This is a genomic window from Kistimonas scapharcae (assembly GCF_039540975.1).
Classification (GTDB): Bacteria; Pseudomonadota; Gammaproteobacteria; order Pseudomonadales; family Endozoicomonadaceae; genus Kistimonas; species Kistimonas scapharcae.
Genome location: NZ_BAABFL010000135.1, coordinates 12352 through 30763 on the forward strand (window position 1 = coordinate 12352; position 18412 = coordinate 30763).

The following is an 18412-nucleotide window of genomic DNA, read 5'->3' on the forward strand; positions in this document are numbered from 1 at the left end:
CATGAAGGTTTCTATAGGGAGATAGTGTCGATTTATTCCGTCCGCTGGAAAACCAGGAACTGGTTATTGGCTGGCATGGTGTGATCCGCCACCAGCAACATACCGGCATCCCCTGCCCAGGCGATCAGCTGTTCAATATCACGGATTCCCTGATGAGCCGCACGCTGCCTCAGCTGAAGATCAAACGCCGCATTGGAAGCACTGGTAAACTGCCCGTCATACTTAAAGGGGCCATAGAGAAACAGGTAACCTTTGGCGGGTAATTGCCGACCGGCGCCCTGAAACAACCGTTCAACCGCGTCTGATGGCATGATATGCGTCGTGTTAGCGGTAAAGATATGATCAACCGCCAGACCTTCTGGCCAGGGCTGACTGACATCCAGCACCAGGGATTCCATGAGATTGGCCAGACCGCTCTGCTGACGCCAGGCTTCAACGCCTGACAGATTGGCTGACAATTCGGTGGGTATCCATGTCACATGGGGCAGATGGCTGGCAAAGTGCACGGCATGCTGGCCGGTGCCACTGCCTATCTCAAGCACGGTCGAGGGTGCCGTGAGGTATTTATCCAGCTGTGTCAGGATCGGCTCGCGATTACGGTGTGTTGCCGGGGCATCCGGTAAAGAAGACATAAACCTGCCACTCGTATCGTTGTCTGGACAGGATGACTACTAACGCCTGATCAGACCAAGGTATAAGCCATAGCGTTATACACCATAACCAACGAAAGCGGCTGGACCGGCGACAGCCATTGTCAGTCAAGCCGACAAAAATCAATAAATAATATACAGCCTTCAGGAAACTAAACGATACATTGCGTTGTCATAGCTAATAACCATAATTGTTAAGGTAAATTCTCGATGGCAACCGCTGCGTCATTATCCTCAAACCCCAATACTCAAGCCTATTTTGGATATCATGATGCACCGGCGGTGATTCCCTTTAACAGCCTTCCTGTGACCAGGATTGATGGGGCTATTGATCGCCTGTTAAGCCCGGAACAACTGCCACAGCCCAGAATAGCGCCTTTCCGGCAATTCGTGGATCGTACAATTACTGCCGTTAAGCGACAGTTCGAGCCCGACAACCTGAAATACAACCTGAAATGTATAGGCATTGTTCTAGCTGCGATTGTAGTCCTGCTCGTAATTAACGGACTGTTTGCCGGATTATTAACACCGCTTTTTCTATGTTTAGGTGAAGTAGGAATCTTGCTAGGTATTGAGTTTGCCTGTTTCCTGATTCCAATATCTTTGTTTTTATCAATCTGGGCAGCCATTCTCATTGGCCTCAGGATACATGATGTGCAACGCACCGCACCCGAGGGAGCGGGTGGGATCACAGCGGTACCGTTAAGGGCCAGTCATCTCGACACCCCTATTCCGCATCGGTATACAAATGTAGAAATTAAGTTACTGTCCAATATCCGGGCACTACATACGGCTCTACTTGAGATGCCTCAGAGATCCCAGTGGCCATTGTCGGACGATGACATTGCAAAACTTGCCCACATGATCAAGGAAGTTGACGATTTGTCAGCCCTCGCGTCTGGCAATCCAGAATATGATCGTGCACGATCAGACCTGATTGATTATTTAAATCAAAATAGAAACACCGCCCTTATGAATAGAATCAGAGGTTATGTCAATAAAGAGGATAAGATAAAACTCCAACGTTTAAATGGCGCTTTATCCATAGAAGATACTACCGATCTGAATGATGTTTTGGAGCAATTAGCAGAAATGGTTCAAGAGTATCACCTGGAAGAAGGGATCCCTGACTATTTCAGGCACGAACTGACACAGATATCCGATCAGCTATCCAATAAACTCCCACCATTGCTGGAAAGCCTGAAAAAATATGTACCTGAAGGCGATTATCAAATCGTATTAAGCGGTGTTGATAATGACAGTCTTCAATTCATAAAAGCCCAAGAGGAAACAGACGAAACGATCGCAGAAACTTCATATCAAGCGCTTGTCGACCAACTTCATTCAGTAGAGTTGATCTTTCGATTATTGAGTGCTTGCCCCCCGTCCCAAAAACCTGGCCAAACTGGCGAAATAGCAGCCATCTATACAAACCTCCGTTGCAAACTCACGGATACATTTGAAACATCCAATACCATGAAATTATGGGCGATTAGACCCATTATGCGAAAAGTGAAACGTTTCTGGGATGATCGCCCTGGCCCTGTAAAAATACCTGAGATCAGCTACGACGATATTACATGTCCAATATCCTTTGAAACTTGGGAAGAGATGGCGTCAACAGTTGGGGAAGCCGGTCAGATTATACATTGTCCGACTTCCAATAGATTCTATTTCCGGGCCTCTTTAGAAAGTCACGCCGAACGAGCCGATAAACCTTATCCATTACCAATACTTGATTGCCCTACAACAAGGAAACCACTTCATATTCTGGACACATACCCACTGTCCGGCATGATTAACCCTGAAGATTTCACGTTATCGGCCATACTGCCTGAGTCGCTTCCCATGCGTTTCATGCCTGCTGAAACGGACATATCACCGTTTGAGATGGCTCGATTTCTCGTCAGCACCTGATAAACACTCTGGATCAATGAAATGCGCTGTGAGTACAAGTCCCCCTGCTACGGCAGGCAAAAGATTGTGGAACTATCGGCAATATGACGCATCTAAAAGCAATAAATCATTCGCCACCACTCCGCCCGGGATAATCACTGTATGGAGCCCAGCGCAGAAACCAATCCCACCACATTACGCCCGGCTTTATCCGCCCAGGCACAGGCGTTAACCCGTAAACGATACGGCTATCTGATTACTCCGGCGATACAGCAAGCCGTACTTCATCATTTCTTACCGGATTATTATCCGTTAAGAAGGTACACTCGAATACTGTCCGATTTTTTCATCACAATCCGGCATCGGATCCAAACTTATTTGTCCAATCCTGCCGTGCAAGACAAACTCCGCCTGGCCGGTATCACGGCACTGGCACTGCTTGCAGCCAGCACCGCCATTTTTTTAGTCTTTCTCGGACTGGGGGCGCTTTTACTCGATACACTGCTTATGGCCATGATATTTTCAGTGTGCTGTTCTATACCTGCACTGGTCATGGCTGCGATTTATATTCCCATAGGCCTGCGTGAAAGGTTCCCTTGTCGCCCTGACTCTGCCGAGCCTTCAGCCCCCCCCAGAGAACCGGATCCCCCCTTTGTACTTGCAAACCTTACAGCAGCATACGAAGCGGCAAGAACCTGCACTGACGAAGATTTTGTACGTTTTACAGCACTCATTATTGAGTTATACACACTGCAGCAATATAACACCTTTGAGCCTTATCAGGAGGCGGCACGCTGGCTGCAAAACCGCCTCACTCAAACCCCGGATTTTGCAGGCAGGCTGCAGGAATACGGTGTTAATCAGGACAGAGATTACTTACTCAGCCTCAACAGTACACTTTCCACAGATAAAATTGAAAAGCTGCTACATACCATCGGTAATGATCAAGCACACCTGACGGTTCGGGAAAAAGCCCAGCTAAACACTTACCTGGAAAACCAATTAATCAGAAAAATGACGCATCTGGGCAGGAAGCTCAACCATCAGTTCGATGAAACATCGGTTACTGAGGAGAGTGGTCCTGCCCTGGATTCCCGCCTCGACCACATATTCCAGCTCTGCCAGTGTATTGATCTATGTGATGCTGTGGGTAATAACAGCCAACGCCTGAGAGACGCCAGAAACCAAGGCGCCCAGTGTTATCAAAGGCACTGCGCCCCCATTCGCTTACTCTGCCAGCAAAATGGCATTGACTGGGCCAAGGCTCCCCTCGCACAGGCTATTAATCAAAAACTTCCCCTCCACTGCCCGGCCTTTCAACCCGAAGGACTGGCAGGGTTGGAAAGGTGTGCTGTTCCTGCGATTAACCTGGTTGATGGTGACCTTGTCGACTACGAGCAGCGACCCGCTTACCTGCAAAGCCATCAGCGGAGTCCAGACAGCTGGGTCTCCCGTATTACCCATCAACCGTTTGTCTGTAAGGATATTGCACGCCTTGATCAGTTACTCCCTCTTGCACCATTCAGGGTAAATCGTTTACTCAATCGTACATATTCATGAGTGTCACCACATGACGCACATGCACATCATGATTTACCGCGCTTAAACAGGCCGTTTAACCAGAAAAATGCATACTGACCCCGTCAATATATCGAGTTCCTATTACCAGTAACGCCCATTATTTCCACATCGTTTTAAGCAAAAAAGCATCTTTAAAGACGCCTCACACCTTCTCTACGATACTTAATTGATATTGATCTCATCAGTCAGGGACGACACGATGTACAAGCGCTTCGCCCTCTTTTCCATGCCGCCGGTCGTCATAACCATTGTGCTGGTGGGTAGCCTGACCCTGCTTTCCTTTTATTATGAAAAAATGCTGGTTAATTCCACCAATGAACGGCTGAAGCAGGTGGCAGATGTCGCCGCCATGGTATTTCGCAAAGAGGTTCACCATGAAGAAGGCGCCCATGCCCACGACGAAGAGGCCATTCCCACCGATGACGAGGCATTTCTTGATGCCTTGATCGCCGAAGAGGATGGCACAGCATCCGCACCCTCGATAGATGAAGACGATGCGCATAAGCAGGATTTGGTCAACTTTGACGAACTGATTGACCAGATAGCCACCACGACCGGCAGCCGGATCACCCTGATCGACCAGAATGGAGCTGTCCTCGGGGATTCTACGCTGGCTGAGCTGGACCTGTTATCCGTGGATAACCATGCAGAACGGCCGGAAGTCGCCGCCGCCCTGGAGACAGGCATTGGCCGGGACGAGCGATATAGCGACAGCAAGAATGCAGATATGCTGTATGTCGCGGTTAAAGCCTATATTACTGACCATTACGGGGTTACCAGCCCCTATGTCATTCGCGCCGCCCTGCCCCGCACCATGATCTCCCACCAGATGCATCAGATCTGGTTGTGGGTTGCGCTGATCAGTTTCGCCGGTATCGCCTGCGTTATTGCGATCACCCTCTTCTTCAACCGGATGATGGACAAACAAACCGCCAGGGAACAGGCAGGCCTGAAAGCCGAGGTTAAGGAACGGACCCGCGAACTGAGCCTGATGCAGCAGCTGGGCAGCCTGATGTCCGCCTGCACCACCATGGACAGCGCAGCAAAAGTGGTGCATCCGGTGGCTGACAAGCTATTGCCCGGCTGTACTGCCGGCGCGATATCCCTGATTAAATCGTCCCGCAACCGGCTGGATATGCTGACCTCGTGGGGAGATGAGTGGCAAGGCGCCGACCGCTTTGAACCCAGCGAATGCTGGGCATTGCTGAAAGGCCACGCCCACTGCAGCGACGATGAGGGTCTGGAGATCCGTTGTGGCCACAGCCATGATGGGCACGATGTACAGGTCTGTATTCCCCTGGTCGCCCAGGGGGAAACCCTGGGTATCCTTCACCTGAGCTACCCCGATAAAGAGCATCTGGAAGCCAACCACGCCATGGCGGAATCCATGGCGGAGCAGATCGGCCTGGCCCTGGCCAACATGCGCCTGCGTGAAGACCTGCGCCAACAGGCCATCCGCGATCCGATGACCGGCCTGTTCAATCGCCGCCATATGATGGACTTCCTGGAACAACAGGTTTACCAGCCCGAGAACCAGCACAAACCCCTGTCGTTGATGATGATCGACCTGGATCACTTCAAACGCTTCAATGACACCTTTGGCCATGATGCCGGTGACTACGTCCTCAAGCAGGTGGCTATTGAGCTGCGTCAGGCCGTGGGTAAAAATGACCTGATCTGCCGCTATGGGGGCGAGGAAATCTGCATTATCTGCCCCGGCAGGGAGCTGGATGCTACGCGTGAACTGGCACTGGAGCTGGTACATCGGATTGCCGGCCAGGGCATGCAGTTCAATGGCCAGGCACTGGGTAACATCACGCTCTCAGTCGGTGTCACCACCCGGCGTGACAATGAAACCTCCATTGAGAAAATGCTCAAGGAAGCCGATGACGCGCTTTATGAGGCCAAGGAAGGGGGCAGAAACCGTGCGGTCGTCAACAGCGACAACATGCCACCGGCCAGTAACATCACCTCCATCGACGATGCCAAGCCCTCAGGTCAGGATGCTGGATAACGCTGCCAGTCTCCGTGTTGTGCCATTCACGTTACAGCCTGAGTCCTGCTGATTTCCCGTATTCAGGGCATCAGCAGGGTTTTCTGCCACATACCATCCATCAGCTCATACAACTCACGGCGATGCAGCCGGTCATCATCAGAGCCCGTCCAGATTTCGATCATCTCCGGCAATAGCTGTAAAACCCAGACACTCTTTGGAAAAGACAACGCACCATTTGCACCATATTGCTGCCGTAGCGCTGCGGCGCCCTCTGCAACGACCTGATGGGAGGGAATCACGCTGCTCTGTGGCGCCACGGTTTCGTGGAGAACATCAGCAATCTGGCTGTAGACCGGCTTACCCGCCCAGCCGTGCCGGAACGCCTCGTCCTGCCGATAGCAGTAACCGCCGCGAATCCGGAACTGGATAAAATCCTGCGGCCAGAATATATGCAGTTCATACCGGCCGTTTTCCTGCAACTGCTGCGCCTTCGGGCTCTCCCGGTTCACGTAAATATCGATGCCCGCTTCAGACACCTGTCTCAAGGTGATCATCCGGGTTCGGGGCAAACCTGCTTCATCAATGGTGACCAGGTTGGCAGAGCGCGCCAGTGGATCCCGACCCCGGATCGCGCGTTGATAATGGTGAACCAGTTGGTCGATCGGATTGTCTGACATAAGGATTCCACACCGGCTGCCGGTCAATAGTAACTACATTATCTGGAGTTTATCTCCATCCCTGCAGGTTGGAGTCAGAAGTGCATACCATGAGAGTTACAGAACCAATGAAATTGTCCATCGATACCCCTGCCCTGGTGCTGGATCGCCAGAAGCTCAGGGACAATATTCAAACCATGCAGGCCTATGCCGAACAGATGGGGGTTGCTGTCCGTCCCCATATCAAGACCCATAAATGCACCCATATTGCCCGCCTGCAGCGGGAACATGGCGCCATCGGCATCAGTGCCGCCAAGGTCAGTGAAGCAGAAGCACTGGTCAAGGCGGGCATGGATGGCATCCTGATCACATCGCCGGTTGTCACCGAACACAAGATTGCCCGACTGCTCTCACTCTTGCAGCGAGCACCGGATCTCTTGGTCGTGGTGGACTGTGTGGCTAACGCATGCCAGCTGAATGACGCCTGCCGTCAAGCGAACCTCACGCTCACCTGTCTGGTCGATATAGACCCCGGTGTCCATCGTACCGGCGTCAGTTATGCCGAAGCCCAGGGGCTTGCACGCACCATCCACAATCATACGCACCTCAACCTGGCAGGATTACAATGCTATGCCGGCAATCTTCAACATATTGCGACTTTTGAGGCGCGTCAGGAAGCCTCAACAAAGGCCATGACACAGACTGCCTCCGTTCGCCGGCAATTGCTGGAAAGCGGGCTGCCTTGCCCCATCCTGACCGGTACAGGAACCGGCACCTTCGATATCGACAGCGCCATTGATGGCATCACCGAGATTCAGCCCGGTTCGTATACTGTCATGGATCAGGAATACGCGAATATCGAAGGCTGTGATCAGCAGCCATTCAACCGTTTCCACCATGCCATGACTCAGTTGGTAACCGTCATCAGCGCCAACCATGACACCCATGTCACCGTGGATGCCGGCCTGAAAGCACTGTACATCGATCCGACCCAACCCCGGATTATCAGCCATCCGGGGTTAAGCTATGATTGGGGCGGTTTTGGTGATGAGCACGGCAAGGTCACCGCAACGCCAGGTGTTCCACTACCCGGAGTGGGGGAGGTGCTGGAGCTGATCGTCCCCCACTGTGATCCCACCATTAACCTCTTCGACCGGTTTTATGTGGTAGAAGGAAATCAGGTGGTGGATATCTGGCCTATTGATCTCCGTGGCTGCTCCCAATAGGACTGGAGGTAACATTAGTTAGAAGAGTGTGTCACCAGGGATTCAACCATAGCCGCCATCAAGGCCACCGCAGACCCCAGCACCGCTTCATCAATATCAAAACCACTCTTGTGGTGCCCCTCCGGCAAGTCACTCCCCATGATGAAGTACACACCCTGCCCTCCCTGGGCCTGAACCGCCCTGACCATCCAGGTGGCATCCTCGCTGGCACCAAAAGGGCGTTGTTCAACGATGTCATTGATGCCCGGCAACTGCTCTGCCTGTTGCCGGAGACGAGCGACCAGTTCCGGACTGTTGGCGCAGTCCGGTGCTTCCCCCTGAACCGTCAGTTCAACCTTCAAGCCATGCATGGCGCCCGCTGCCTGGCTAATACGCCGGACGGCCTCCATCATATAAGCATCCAGCGCCTGCGTTTCTCCCCGGGTTTCACCACAGAGATGGGCACTGGCGGGTATCACATTGCGCCCGCCTTCAGAGACAAGGCTGCCGATGTTAATACGGGTCATACCGTCACGGTGGGAGGGTATCGCCAGCATCTGACTGATCGCCGTAGAGGCGCAGGCCAGCGCATTGGCGCCCGCATTGGGTTCAATACCGGCATGGGCCGGATGCCCGGAGAAGGTCATATCAAACTTGGTGGTCGCAAGGAAACCCGTGGGATTCACTACCACCGCACCACTGGGCACGTTGATCCCAAGATGCATGGCCAGGAAATAATCCACACCGGTGATTATTGGCCCCTTTGCCACCGCCTTGCCACCACAGCAGCCTTCTTCGCCGGGCTGGAAAATCATCCGGATCTCACCGGTCAGGCGCTCACGGTTCTCCGCCACCCAGCGCGCCACCGATAAGCCAATGGCAGTATGGCCATCATGGCCACAGGCGTGCATTTTTCCTTCAATCTCGGAGGCAAACCCGCCACAATACGGGACATGTGCTGAAAACCGGGACTCGGTGACCGGCAACGCATCAATATCAAAACGGAGTGCAATGACCGGCCCCGGCCGGGCCATGCTCATCGTTGCCGCCAGACCGGAGTAGTCGCCCATGCGCTCCAGCCAGGCGAAATCAGCCCCCTGTTCAGCCGCCCGTTGTTTTTCTACAGCAACATCGATATTGCGCCCCATGACCGAGGGCAGATCCAGGTAATCCTCACCAAAATGCAGCTGATATCCCAGGGCATCAAGGGTGGCAGCCACTTTCGCGGTTGTGCGGTATTCCGTCCAACTCAGTTCAGGGTAGCGATGTAGGTCTCGGCGACAACGGACAGTGGCGTCAATCAGATCCGGGGATAGATTCATGCGGCAGGGTTCCATTACGACAACAAATGGCTGAAGCATAGCGGATCGATGGTACCGGGAAGGTCATCTTTCCGTCCAGCAAACCTGTGATAGAAAGAGGCTGACCTGCGACAACCTGTCGCACCCTGAAATCACATCGGCCGTATTACAATCCAACGAAAAACTACCTGGCAAACGGATGCCTCGGCCGGCCCGACGGAATCATGAAACGACTGTTATTGTTTTCCATTCTCCTGCATCTCTTTGCTGCCTGGCTGCTCGAGGCGCCTGTACCCGACATCCCACCAGCCAAAGCAGGAAAAACCTACAGCATCCAACTTCAGGCACCGTCGGCAAGCACAGATAGGACAACAACAGAAGCACCCGCCGCGCCACCAGCTGAATCAGCCTCAAAAGCGCTTCAGCCGGCAGACTCAGCTCCCAAGCCAGGCAAACCGCCGGAAAGCCCTGGTCCGACAACCCTATCCAAGACTCGCCCAGTGGCACGCACCTTACCTGAGAAAGACGATTCCAAGAGCAATGCGCAGCATCACGTCAAACAGGTTCCACCCACGGCCAATGAAACGCTCCAGCGTCATGCCATCTCGCCCGGCATTGAAAAAGACCGCAAAAGAACCTGGCTAGAAACATTACATTCCCTGATCAGTGAGCATCAGCACTACCCTACCCGGGCACGTCGACGAGGACTGGAGGGCAGTATCACCGTGAATCTCAGCATTGACCGAAGCGGTTACCTGATGAACGCCGAGATTGTTGAAGGCAAACGGGTCTTTCATCAGCCCACATTGAGCGCCATAAAGGCAGCTCTGCCACTGCCGCCACCGAATGGCCCTAAACACATCACCCTGACGATCAACTATCGGCTCAAACCCGCCGTTTCGACGCTGTGACAGGTGAACCTGCGACAATCTGTCACACTCTCAAATCCGCATTCCGACGGTAAGATTTTCCCCATAAAACCAAGAGAACGATGGGCAGACCATGGGGAAACACACACCACTGGCGCTGGCGTTGTCAGCGACCCTGCTGCAGACGCATGCTGACACCCTGTTAACCATTGATGTCGAGGCCGAGCAGCTACCCGGTGAAAGTCGACTGACGGTCGACAGCACGACCACACAGTCCACCACCGATGCCGGCGCCCTGGTGCGGGAACTGCCGGGTGCCACGGCCACCCGCCGGGGCGGCAAAGGGTTCGAGCCGATTATCCGTGGCCAGCAGCAAAACCAGCTGAATGTATTAAGCGACGGCAGTTATCTGTTTAGCGCCTGCCCCGGTCGCATGGATCCACCGACCACCTACACAACACTCGCCGGCTATGACAGCGTCACTGTCATCCGGGGCAACCGCTCCGTGATCTACGGCGGTGGCGGCAGCGGCGGTACCATCCTGCTGGAGCGGACTCGCCCATCCTTCACAGAACCAACCATGCAGGGCACCCTGACCGGTGGCTATACCGGCAACAGTGACCTGAAGGATTTCTCAGCGGATATCACGGCTGGCGATGCTAACGGTTATCTCCGTCTGTTTGGCGAATATGCGTCCATGGATAACTATAACGACGGCAGCGGTAATACCGTCAGTTCAGGTTATGACAGCAAGGGAGGCGGTGCCGTGGCGGGCTACCAGCTCACGGAAAGCACCTGGGCCGAAGTAAGCCTTGAATCTGTCCGTGAAGAGGATATCTATTATGCCGGCAACGGTATGGATAGCCCCGAAGCAAACAGTGACAGCTGGCGGCTGAAGCTGGAACAGGAATGGGAAAATGGAGTCTTCGACAGTACAGAATTCCAGCTCTATGGATCCGACGTTGGCCACTTGATGGACAACTTTACGCTCAGGGACCGTAAGCCTGCGATGCCGGGCATGCTGACTCAGTCAACGTCAGACACTCTCGGAGGTCGAATACTAGGCTATACCCGCCGGGGTGAATCGGATATCACCCTTGGCGTTGACCACCTGGAAAACCGTCGTAATGCCGAACGCTATACGGTGAATAAAAGCTCTGGTGCCTGGAGTGCCAATGCCCTGATGTGGCCTGATGTCCGTCAGCGGCAGACCGGTGTATTCATGGAAGTGGATACCACGCTCAATTCAGATAACACCCTGCGCACCGGCCTGCGTATAGACCGGGTCAACGCGGAAGCCCGCGCGGCCCACCAGACGTTTGGCAGCAGCTCTCCCGCCAACCTGTACCAGACACATTACGGCACACGCGATGACAGCGCCGATGAAACCAACCTTGGCGCCGTGGTAAGCTGGGCGCACCGTTACGACCACCAGTCACAGCTGGAACTGACCTTCAGCCGTAGTGTCAGAACCGCCGATGCCACCGAACGCTTTCTGGCAGCATCAAACTGGATCGGCAATCCCGATCTGAAGCCTGAGACACATAATCAGATTGACGCCAGCTGGCAATACCGGAATACGGTGGGCCAATGGACGACCGCAGCCTTCTATAACCGGGTTGATGACTACATCAATCGTTACAAGAGCAACAATGTTTCGCTATACGACAATGTTGATGCCCGCCTTTACGGTTTTGAAGGACAACTCAAGTCACCACTGACCGAACAGTGGACACTGACCGCCGATATCGCCTGGACCCGTGGCCGCAACCATTCCGATGATCGTAACCTCGCACAGATTGCGCCACTCTCCGGCCAGCTGGCGCTGGACTGGCAAACCGGCGAATGGAAAGCAGGCCTGCGCTGGCAACTGGCGGCCAGCCAAGATGATATTGATGAAAACAGCGGGCTGGATGCCGGGGAAACCGCAGGTTATGGTGTCATCCATCTCCACGGCAGCTGGCAGGCACATCCGTCACTGCTGCTGTCGGCGGGCGTGGAAAACCTGCTGGATAAAACTTATGCCCTGCATGTTAATTCAGCCAGTGTTGACCCATTTAATCCTGATGCTATCCGGGTAAACGAACCGGGTCGTCAAGTCTGGGTCAAAGCAAAATGGCAGTTCTGATAGCTGCCAGACCATATTGACAATGGCAGGCTGTCTCTGTTGCCATGGCAGCCTGCCCTGTTTCATTGATAAGGATGTATGAACCAATCGCTGAATGTCGGCGCCCGAAACCTCCAGCGCCTCTGCAGTATCCGCACGATTGTCCTGATTGCAGAAACCATTGGTCTGTTGCTGGCGGGTTACAGTCTGGCGTTGCCAATCCCTGTGCTGTCAGTAAGCCTGATCTTGTGCCTGAACGCACTGGTAATTATTGGCACCCTGCTTCGACTGCGATGCCCACGCCCCATTGGTCATCATGAATTGTTCGCCCAACTGCTGTTTGATCTATTTTCGCAGGCCACACTGTTCTATCTCACCGGAGGGTATACCAACCCGTTCATCTCGGTGTTCCTGGTCACAGTCATCATGGGCGCACTCCTGCTGCCATTGCGTTACAGCTGGGGATTGAGTTGTCTATCCATCGTTGTTTACACCCTGCTGATGAAGTGGTATCAACCGCTGACCGGCCATACATCCGGGCATGACGTTCAGGAAACCATGAGTACCATGGTCATCATGCACCTGGGCGGTATGTGGCTGACCTACACACTGAGCACCCTGCTGATTAATTTTTTCGTCGTTCGCATGGCTGAAGCCCTGCGGGAAGAACGGGCGACAGTTGCCCAGGCACGTGAGCGACAGTTACGGGATGAGCACCTGCTGGCCGTCGCCACCACGGCAGCGGGAGCCGCCCATGAACTGGGAACACCACTGGCAACCATGGCCGTCGTTCTGGGAGACCTGTCAGAGGAACACCGGAATAATCCCGAATTATCAGACGACATAAAACTCCTGAAAACCCAGGTGAAAGAATGCAAGAAACGCCTGAATCGTCTGGTCACCAGCAGTCAACGTGTAGAGCCCGACACGTTGCCTGCCACAGTATTTCTGGCCGAGGTACTGGATGAGTGGCAGTTGCTGCGTCCCCATCTCAAACCTGTCACACCCCATGTTGATCCCAGCTACCAGGAACCGATCAGCCAATGCCGGATTTCGGTCGATTCTGCCCTGCCCATGGCTCTGATCAACCTGCTGAATAATGCTGCCGATGCATCGCCGGACCCCGTTTCAGTCACATTGAGACCTGAAGAGAAAAAAATCATCATTGAAATAACAGATAATGGTCCAGGCTTTGACCTGCCACCCGGAAAAACCGTCATATCACCACCGGTATCAGTGAAAAAAGAGGGATTGGGATTAGGACTTCAACTCAGCCAGGCCACCATTGAGCGCAGTGGGGGAGAAGTAAGACTCTACCGTCGTCCGGAAGGCGGCACCCTGACAGCCGTAACCCTGCCCGCCAAGGAAAAGGACGCCGCATGAATCAAAGGGGAAATACAGAATCAGACAACCCTCTCGTTTTACTGGTGGATGATGATGTGACATTCCATCAGGTGCTGGCCCGTTCATTCCGTCGAAAAGGATTTGATGTCATCGTGGCGGATGGTGTCGATAACGCCCTGTCGCTGCTGGCACGTTATCAACCGGATTACGCCGTCGTCGATCTCAAGATGGAGGGCGCATCCGGTCTGGCACTAATCCCGGTATTACAGACCCAGGCTCCCGACTGCAGAACCATCGTGTTAACCGGTTACGCGAGCATTGCCACCGCCGTTGAAGCCATACGGCTGGGGGCAATGGATTACCTCTGCAAGCCTGCCGATACCGATCAGATTCTTGCTGCATTGCAGGGAAAAACCCCCAACCCGCATTTGCCGCCAGCCGAACAGCCCATGTCGGTTGATCGCGTGGAATGGGAGCACATCCAGAAAATCCTGCATGATCATGAAGGTAATATATCGGCAACGGCCCGCAGTCTTGGCATGCACCGCCGCACCCTGCAACGGAAACTGGCCAAACGCCCTGTTCCTGCCTGACTCAGCAAACACCAGGTAATCCCCAGACTCATCGTGAGCACACGTGCATCTCCCAACTTGCATCCTGTCGGTTATCCCTGACAATACCCGCATGACAGAATGCTACATCGCCCCCCCCTGCCTGGAAGTACTCCGGGAACTCTACCGCGACAATGACATCGTGGTTGTCGACAAACCGGCTGGCCTGCTCAGCGTGCCCGGCCGACACCCTGATAACTACGACAGTGCACTGACGCGCCTTCAGGCTATTGAGCCGGAAACCCGTGTCGTCCACCGGCTCGATATGGCAACATCCGGCATCATGGTCTTTGGCCTGCATGCAGACAGTCACCGGGCGCTGAGCCGCCAGTTTCAGGATCGCCTGGTCAGCAAGGCGTATGTGGCCGAGGTCTGGGGTGAGCTGGAAAAAGAAAGCGGTGAAGTTGAACTGCCTTTGCGCTGCGACTGGCCGAACCGACCCCGACAAATGGTCGATCATGAACAGGGAAAAAGTGCATTCACCCGTTATCAGAAGATGAATAGCCTAAATAGTCATGGACGGGTATGGCTCGAACCGGTAACCGGACGATCCCATCAGCTGCGGGTACATATGGCAGCTATCGGACATCCGATTCTTGGCTGCAGTTTCTATGCACATGAAGCGGCTCGTTCTGCAGCAACGCGTCTGCATCTGCACGCAACCAAACTTGCCTTTGTCCATCCTGTAACCACTAAAACCTTAGCGTTTGACTGCCCTGTGCCATTTTAAAAAACATATCATGGTGGCGATAATACATGATTAAGAAGTGCAGCCTGCTTGATGCGTGAACAGTGCGAATCGTTGCACCTGGACAATTCCAGAGCTATAACAATTATTGGCTATCAGTACTGCTGGTAGACTCATCACTGAACAACTGCCCAAAACGATCCGAGGTCGAGTCAGAGGAAGTAGTAATATCACTCGCTACTTCCTGAATCGTAAGGGAATCCTCATGTTCTAAATATTCAGGCGCAGATGGAAATATGTCCCATTCAATAATCTTTTTATCAGCACCACCGCTTAGAAATTCTATCTCACTAAACTTTAATCCATAGATCACTTCATTAACATGTTTCTCCAAACATGCGATTTTTTCCCATTCATCCTTCTTTTCCAGTTGAATAGGTTCAGCATCACTCGTAGAAAGCACCACACTATCGGAGGCTTTAATGCCAGTATTGGCAGATCCAATGAAACGAGATTCTCGTCGCCCCCAGACAACCGCAGACCAATCCAGTGAACAGGTGATAAAACATCTGGAAGAGATAATCGTTATACTATTAATTAGCGCTTCATGCCCATCAAGTACTTGAACGATTTCCCATTTTTCATGATTGGATGCATCGGACTGTTTTTTTATAATACATAATTCATTTTCATCTGATGCAGCGATCAGTGTATCCATCCCCAGAGATTTGCATTGAGTCATTCCATTATGCGCTAAAGAATATGAGCAAAACCACCGATTGATTTGATGATTAAACTTCCAGTATCGTAAAGTAAAATCAGTTGAAACGGAAACGAGCCTACATTGAGCTAACTCAAATACATTTTCATAGGGTTTTACTATCTCTAATGACTCAACAGAATCCGTATGCCCTGTCAAATATTGTACTGGCGACCATCGATTTTTTATTTCACCCCACACACCAATGGATTGATCTACCGATGACGAAAATACAAACATTCCCATTAAAGAGACGAGCCCTGTTACCGTGTCAGTGTGAGAAAGCTCTCTGACACAGCGCCAGCCCACAACTGGAAAAGATTTATAAAACTTAATTTTATTATTACAAGCATAGGCAAACGAATCACCATCCAGCCTCGTTAAATGATCAACAATACCTTCTGCGTTAGAGATAGTCTTTACACAGCTCCATTGTTCCTGAATAACCCTTTCCCAAACCTTAACGTCTCCATCCTGCGCGCAGGATACCATTGCAGAGGGACTCAGCACCTCGACGCCATAGACTTCATCTGTGTGATCAAGTAACTCATTCCGACAAGCCCATCCTTTTACTGTTTTCACCCAAACACGAAGGGAGCAATCATCAGAACATGATATCAAAGAAGGTGATTCATTTTTTTCAATTCCAGGAACAACAATCATTCTTCTTATTTTACCCGTATGCTCTGTGAGTATTTCTTTCGCCAGAACACTTGAATCTGTGCTTTTCGAACTTACTGAAAAAATCCTTTTACACCTCAACACCTCAACCTGTCTCTTTAGCACTGGCAAAGCCAAACCCAAAATACGCTGTGCATTCAATAAATACAACACAGACACAGAATTTGTATTCACTTTGCGAAACCTGTGAGCCGAGCGAATCACGACAAGACTATCAAGATAGTTAACTTGCCTTCCCTGATTGATTCCTACACCTGAAAACTCCATCAAACACCCTTTCAATACATGTAACATAGACTCCTATAGACAATGGAATCTTTATTTTATTCACGGTTTAACAACACCTGTCATGCAAACTGACAATCTCTCGCCCTTTGCCAGATTAAGTAAAAACACCTAGAGACACCTATACAGATAATCCGTTAGCGTTAAATAAAGGCTTTTATGAATGCAGGATCTTATCAAAAACATGAACTCGGTTACGTTACATTCGGACTCTCAAAATGCTGTAACCGGCATGTTGTCCTGTGCTGCCCTGCTACTATCTGCTGCCCTGCTACTGAGACGCGGGTTGGCAGTCTAGTATTTACGAAAACTGTCGGCCCTTACGGAAAGGGCCGATGGTTGTCGCACCGCCTTCATACATACAACCAGAATCCCCACCCGTAACGCTGACAGTCTCCATCCAACTGATGACACGAGGCTGCTGTGAAGACAACGAACATCGCCGCATTGGGACTCATGACCTTCTCCTTGTTTTTAGGAGCAGGCAATCTCATTTTCCCCCCCATTATCGGCTACCTGGCCGGCGACCAGACCTGGCAGGCCGGCGCCGGCTTTATCCTTGGCGATGTGGGACTGACCCTGCTGGCGTTGATCGCTGTTGCCTTGAGTGGTGGTCCTGACAAGGTGGTCAGGGATTTCTCCCCCGCTACCCAAAAGCTGTTCTGGGTCGTTTTATTCATTGTGATTGGTCCGGCGTTCGTTATCCCCCGTGCGGTTATGGTCGCCTATGAAACCGGCTTCATGCCCTTTTTCCCCAACACAGGGGATACGGTATTTCATGGCTATGTTGTGGTTTACCTCGCGATCACTTTGGCCCTGACGTTAAGGCCGGGCCAGTTAGTCTCCACCATCGGCAAATGGATGACTCCGTTGCTCGCGTTGATGTTAACCACAATCGCGGTAGGCACATTGATCAATCCGCAAAGTGCCATTGAGCCTGCCCGTGGCGTTTATGAAAGCCAGCCCGTCGCTGAAGGCCTGATCCAGGGCTACCTGACCATGGACGTATTGGGCGCACTGGGTTTTGGCTGGATTATCACTCACGCGATTAAAAGCCTTGGCGTCACCAGTGGTCGGGACATTGCCCGCTTCACCACCATGGCAGGCCTTATTGCAGCGATCGGCATGATCCTCATTTACAGCGCTCTGTTTTATCTCGGCGCCACCAGTCATGGCTTGGTACCAGACGCCAGTAACGGTGCCCGTATCTTATCCACCTATGTCGCCGCCCTGTTTGGCCCCGCCGGCAATATGGTGTTGACCCTTGTCATCACGCTTGCCTGTTTAACGACCTGTATCGGTGTCACAGGCGCCAGCGCAGAGTATTTCAGTAAAACGTTTACATCATTCAGCTATCGTCAGTATGTGGCTGCAATTGCCGTAGCCTCCGCTTTGGTTGCAACGGTCGGTCTTGACCAGTTGATCGTGCTGACGGTGCCTGTGATTGTAACCATCTACCCGGTAGCGATCGCCGTCATCATCATGCCCTTTATCCGCCGGTTTCTGTTTTACCCGACCATGGTTACCCGTGTCGTCAGTGCAACCGCCTTACTGTTTGCCATTCCGGATGGCATTAAGGCCGCTGGATTTATGCCTGAATCGATCAATGCCTTTTTGACTCAGCACCTGCCTATGTTTGAACAAGGCATGGGATGGGTCGTTCCCGGCATGATCATGCTGGTATTGAGCATCGCTGCCAGCCAGTGCTTTGGCTGGAACCGGCAGTCTGAAGAAGCGGCCTACTAAACAGACCATGCCCCTCTGAACCATTGACGGTTTGGA

Annotated in this window: 14 protein-coding genes; 10 read left to right on the forward strand and 4 right to left on the reverse strand. The window is 52.4% G+C overall.

Going from position 1 to position 18412, the window contains the following annotated elements; all coding sequences use genetic code 11:
* Positions 1-32: 32 nt before the first annotated feature.
* Positions 33-632 carry a DUF938 domain-containing protein gene (locus tag ABD892_RS09645; RefSeq protein WP_345195380.1) on the reverse strand — a complete coding sequence of 200 codons (600 nt, stop codon included), beginning with the start codon at positions 630-632 and terminating at the stop codon, positions 33-35.
* A 228-nt stretch (positions 633-860) separates the two neighbouring features.
* Between ABD892_RS09645 and ABD892_RS09650 the strand changes: the two genes are divergently transcribed.
* The 3 genes from ABD892_RS09650 (at position 861) to ABD892_RS09660 (ending at position 6141) form a co-directional block, all read left to right on the forward strand.
* Positions 861-2567, forward strand: a complete 1707-nt coding sequence (locus ABD892_RS09650; RefSeq protein WP_345195381.1) for a hypothetical protein — start codon at positions 861-863, stop codon at positions 2565-2567.
* Positions 2568-2708: 141 nt separating this feature from the next.
* Positions 2709-4106: a hypothetical protein gene (locus tag ABD892_RS09655; protein WP_345195383.1), complete on the forward strand. Its 1398-nt coding sequence runs from the start codon at positions 2709-2711 to the stop codon at positions 4104-4106.
* Positions 4107-4326: 220 nt separating this feature from the next.
* Positions 4327-6141, forward strand: coding sequence for a sensor domain-containing diguanylate cyclase (locus ABD892_RS09660; protein ID WP_345195384.1), 1815 nt, complete (start codon positions 4327-4329; stop codon positions 6139-6141).
* 62 nt (positions 6142-6203) lie between these two features.
* Here ABD892_RS09660 and ABD892_RS09665 read toward each other — a convergent pair whose 3' ends face one another.
* A complete protein-coding gene (locus tag ABD892_RS09665) occupies positions 6204-6800 on the reverse strand; it encodes a pyridoxamine 5'-phosphate oxidase family protein (protein ID WP_345195386.1) in 597 nt (198 codons plus the stop codon).
* Between the two features lie 89 nt (positions 6801-6889).
* Here ABD892_RS09665 and ABD892_RS09670 point away from each other — a divergent pair, with 89 nt between their 5' ends.
* Positions 6890-8005 carry a DSD1 family PLP-dependent enzyme gene (locus ABD892_RS09670; RefSeq protein WP_345195387.1) on the forward strand — a complete coding sequence of 372 codons (1116 nt, stop codon included), beginning with the start codon at positions 6890-6892 and terminating at the stop codon, positions 8003-8005.
* Between the two features lie 14 nt (positions 8006-8019).
* Here ABD892_RS09670 and ABD892_RS09675 read toward each other — a convergent pair whose 3' ends face one another.
* Complete coding sequence (locus ABD892_RS09675) at positions 8020-9306, reverse strand: amidohydrolase (RefSeq protein ID WP_345195389.1); 1287 nt, start codon at positions 9304-9306, stop codon at positions 8020-8022.
* A gap of 203 nt (positions 9307-9509) precedes the next feature.
* Between ABD892_RS09675 and ABD892_RS09680 the strand changes: the two genes are divergently transcribed.
* The 5 genes from ABD892_RS09680 to ABD892_RS09700 all read left to right on the forward strand — a co-directional run bounded on the left by ABD892_RS09680 (position 9510) and on the right by ABD892_RS09700 (position 14946).
* Positions 9510-10196 carry an energy transducer TonB gene (locus tag ABD892_RS09680; RefSeq protein ID WP_345195390.1) on the forward strand — a complete coding sequence of 229 codons (687 nt, stop codon included), beginning with the start codon at positions 9510-9512 and terminating at the stop codon, positions 10194-10196.
* A gap of 91 nt (positions 10197-10287) precedes the next feature.
* The gene (locus tag ABD892_RS09685; RefSeq protein WP_345195392.1) at positions 10288-12282 is read left to right on the forward strand and encodes a TonB-dependent copper receptor; all 1995 of its coding nucleotides are present in this window, start codon (positions 10288-10290) and stop codon (positions 12280-12282) included.
* 78 nt (positions 12283-12360) lie between these two features.
* Entirely contained in the window at positions 12361-13644 is a 1284-nt protein-coding gene (locus ABD892_RS09690) for an ATP-binding protein (protein ID WP_345195394.1), read from the forward strand.
* Positions 13641-14198, forward strand: a complete 558-nt coding sequence (locus ABD892_RS09695) for a response regulator transcription factor (protein ID WP_345195395.1) — start codon at positions 13641-13643, stop codon at positions 14196-14198. Before ABD892_RS09690 ends, ABD892_RS09695 begins: the two co-directional genes overlap by 4 nt.
* A gap of 43 nt (positions 14199-14241) precedes the next feature.
* Positions 14242-14946 carry a pseudouridine synthase gene (locus ABD892_RS09700; protein ID WP_345195397.1) on the forward strand — a complete coding sequence of 235 codons (705 nt, stop codon included), beginning with the start codon at positions 14242-14244 and terminating at the stop codon, positions 14944-14946.
* A 103-nt stretch (positions 14947-15049) separates the two neighbouring features.
* Here the strand turns inward: ABD892_RS09700 and ABD892_RS09705 are convergent, their stop codons facing one another.
* Positions 15050-16612 carry a WD40 repeat domain-containing protein gene (locus ABD892_RS09705; RefSeq protein WP_345195398.1) on the reverse strand — a complete coding sequence of 521 codons (1563 nt, stop codon included), beginning with the start codon at positions 16610-16612 and terminating at the stop codon, positions 15050-15052.
* A 441-nt stretch (positions 16613-17053) separates the two neighbouring features.
* Between ABD892_RS09705 and brnQ the strand changes: the two genes are divergently transcribed.
* On the forward strand, positions 17054-18376 hold the full coding sequence (gene brnQ / locus ABD892_RS09710; RefSeq protein ID WP_345195399.1) for a branched-chain amino acid transport system II carrier protein: 1323 nt from the start codon (positions 17054-17056) through the stop codon (positions 18374-18376).
* The last annotated feature ends 36 nt before the right edge of the window (positions 18377-18412 follow it).

What these genes read in the sequence shown, in the direction of transcription:
- ABD892_RS09645 (WP_345195380.1), bottom strand. Translation starts at nt 632, where the DNA reads ATGTCTTCTTTACCGGATGCCCCGGCAACACACCGTAATCGCGAGCCG.
- ABD892_RS09650 (WP_345195381.1), top strand. Translation starts at nt 861, where the DNA reads ATGGCAACCGCTGCGTCATTATCCTCAAACCCCAATACTCAAGCCTAT.
- ABD892_RS09655 (WP_345195383.1), top strand. Translation starts at nt 2,709, where the DNA reads ATGGAGCCCAGCGCAGAAACCAATCCCACCACATTACGCCCGGCTTTA.
- ABD892_RS09660 (WP_345195384.1), top strand. Translation starts at nt 4,327, where the DNA reads ATGTACAAGCGCTTCGCCCTCTTTTCCATGCCGCCGGTCGTCATAACC.
- ABD892_RS09665 (WP_345195386.1), bottom strand. Translation starts at nt 6,800, where the DNA reads ATGTCAGACAATCCGATCGACCAACTGGTTCACCATTATCAACGCGCG.
- ABD892_RS09670 (WP_345195387.1), top strand. Translation starts at nt 6,890, where the DNA reads ATGAGAGTTACAGAACCAATGAAATTGTCCATCGATACCCCTGCCCTG.
- ABD892_RS09675 (WP_345195389.1), bottom strand. Translation starts at nt 9,306, where the DNA reads ATGAATCTATCCCCGGATCTGATTGACGCCACTGTCCGTTGTCGCCGA.
- ABD892_RS09680 (WP_345195390.1), top strand. Translation starts at nt 9,510, where the DNA reads ATGAAACGACTGTTATTGTTTTCCATTCTCCTGCATCTCTTTGCTGCC.
- ABD892_RS09685 (WP_345195392.1), top strand. Translation starts at nt 10,288, where the DNA reads ATGGGGAAACACACACCACTGGCGCTGGCGTTGTCAGCGACCCTGCTG.
- ABD892_RS09690 (WP_345195394.1), top strand. Translation starts at nt 12,361, where the DNA reads ATGAACCAATCGCTGAATGTCGGCGCCCGAAACCTCCAGCGCCTCTGC.
- ABD892_RS09695 (WP_345195395.1), top strand. Translation starts at nt 13,641, where the DNA reads ATGAATCAAAGGGGAAATACAGAATCAGACAACCCTCTCGTTTTACTG.
- ABD892_RS09705 (WP_345195398.1), bottom strand. Translation starts at nt 16,612, where the DNA reads ATGGAGTTTTCAGGTGTAGGAATCAATCAGGGAAGGCAAGTTAACTAT.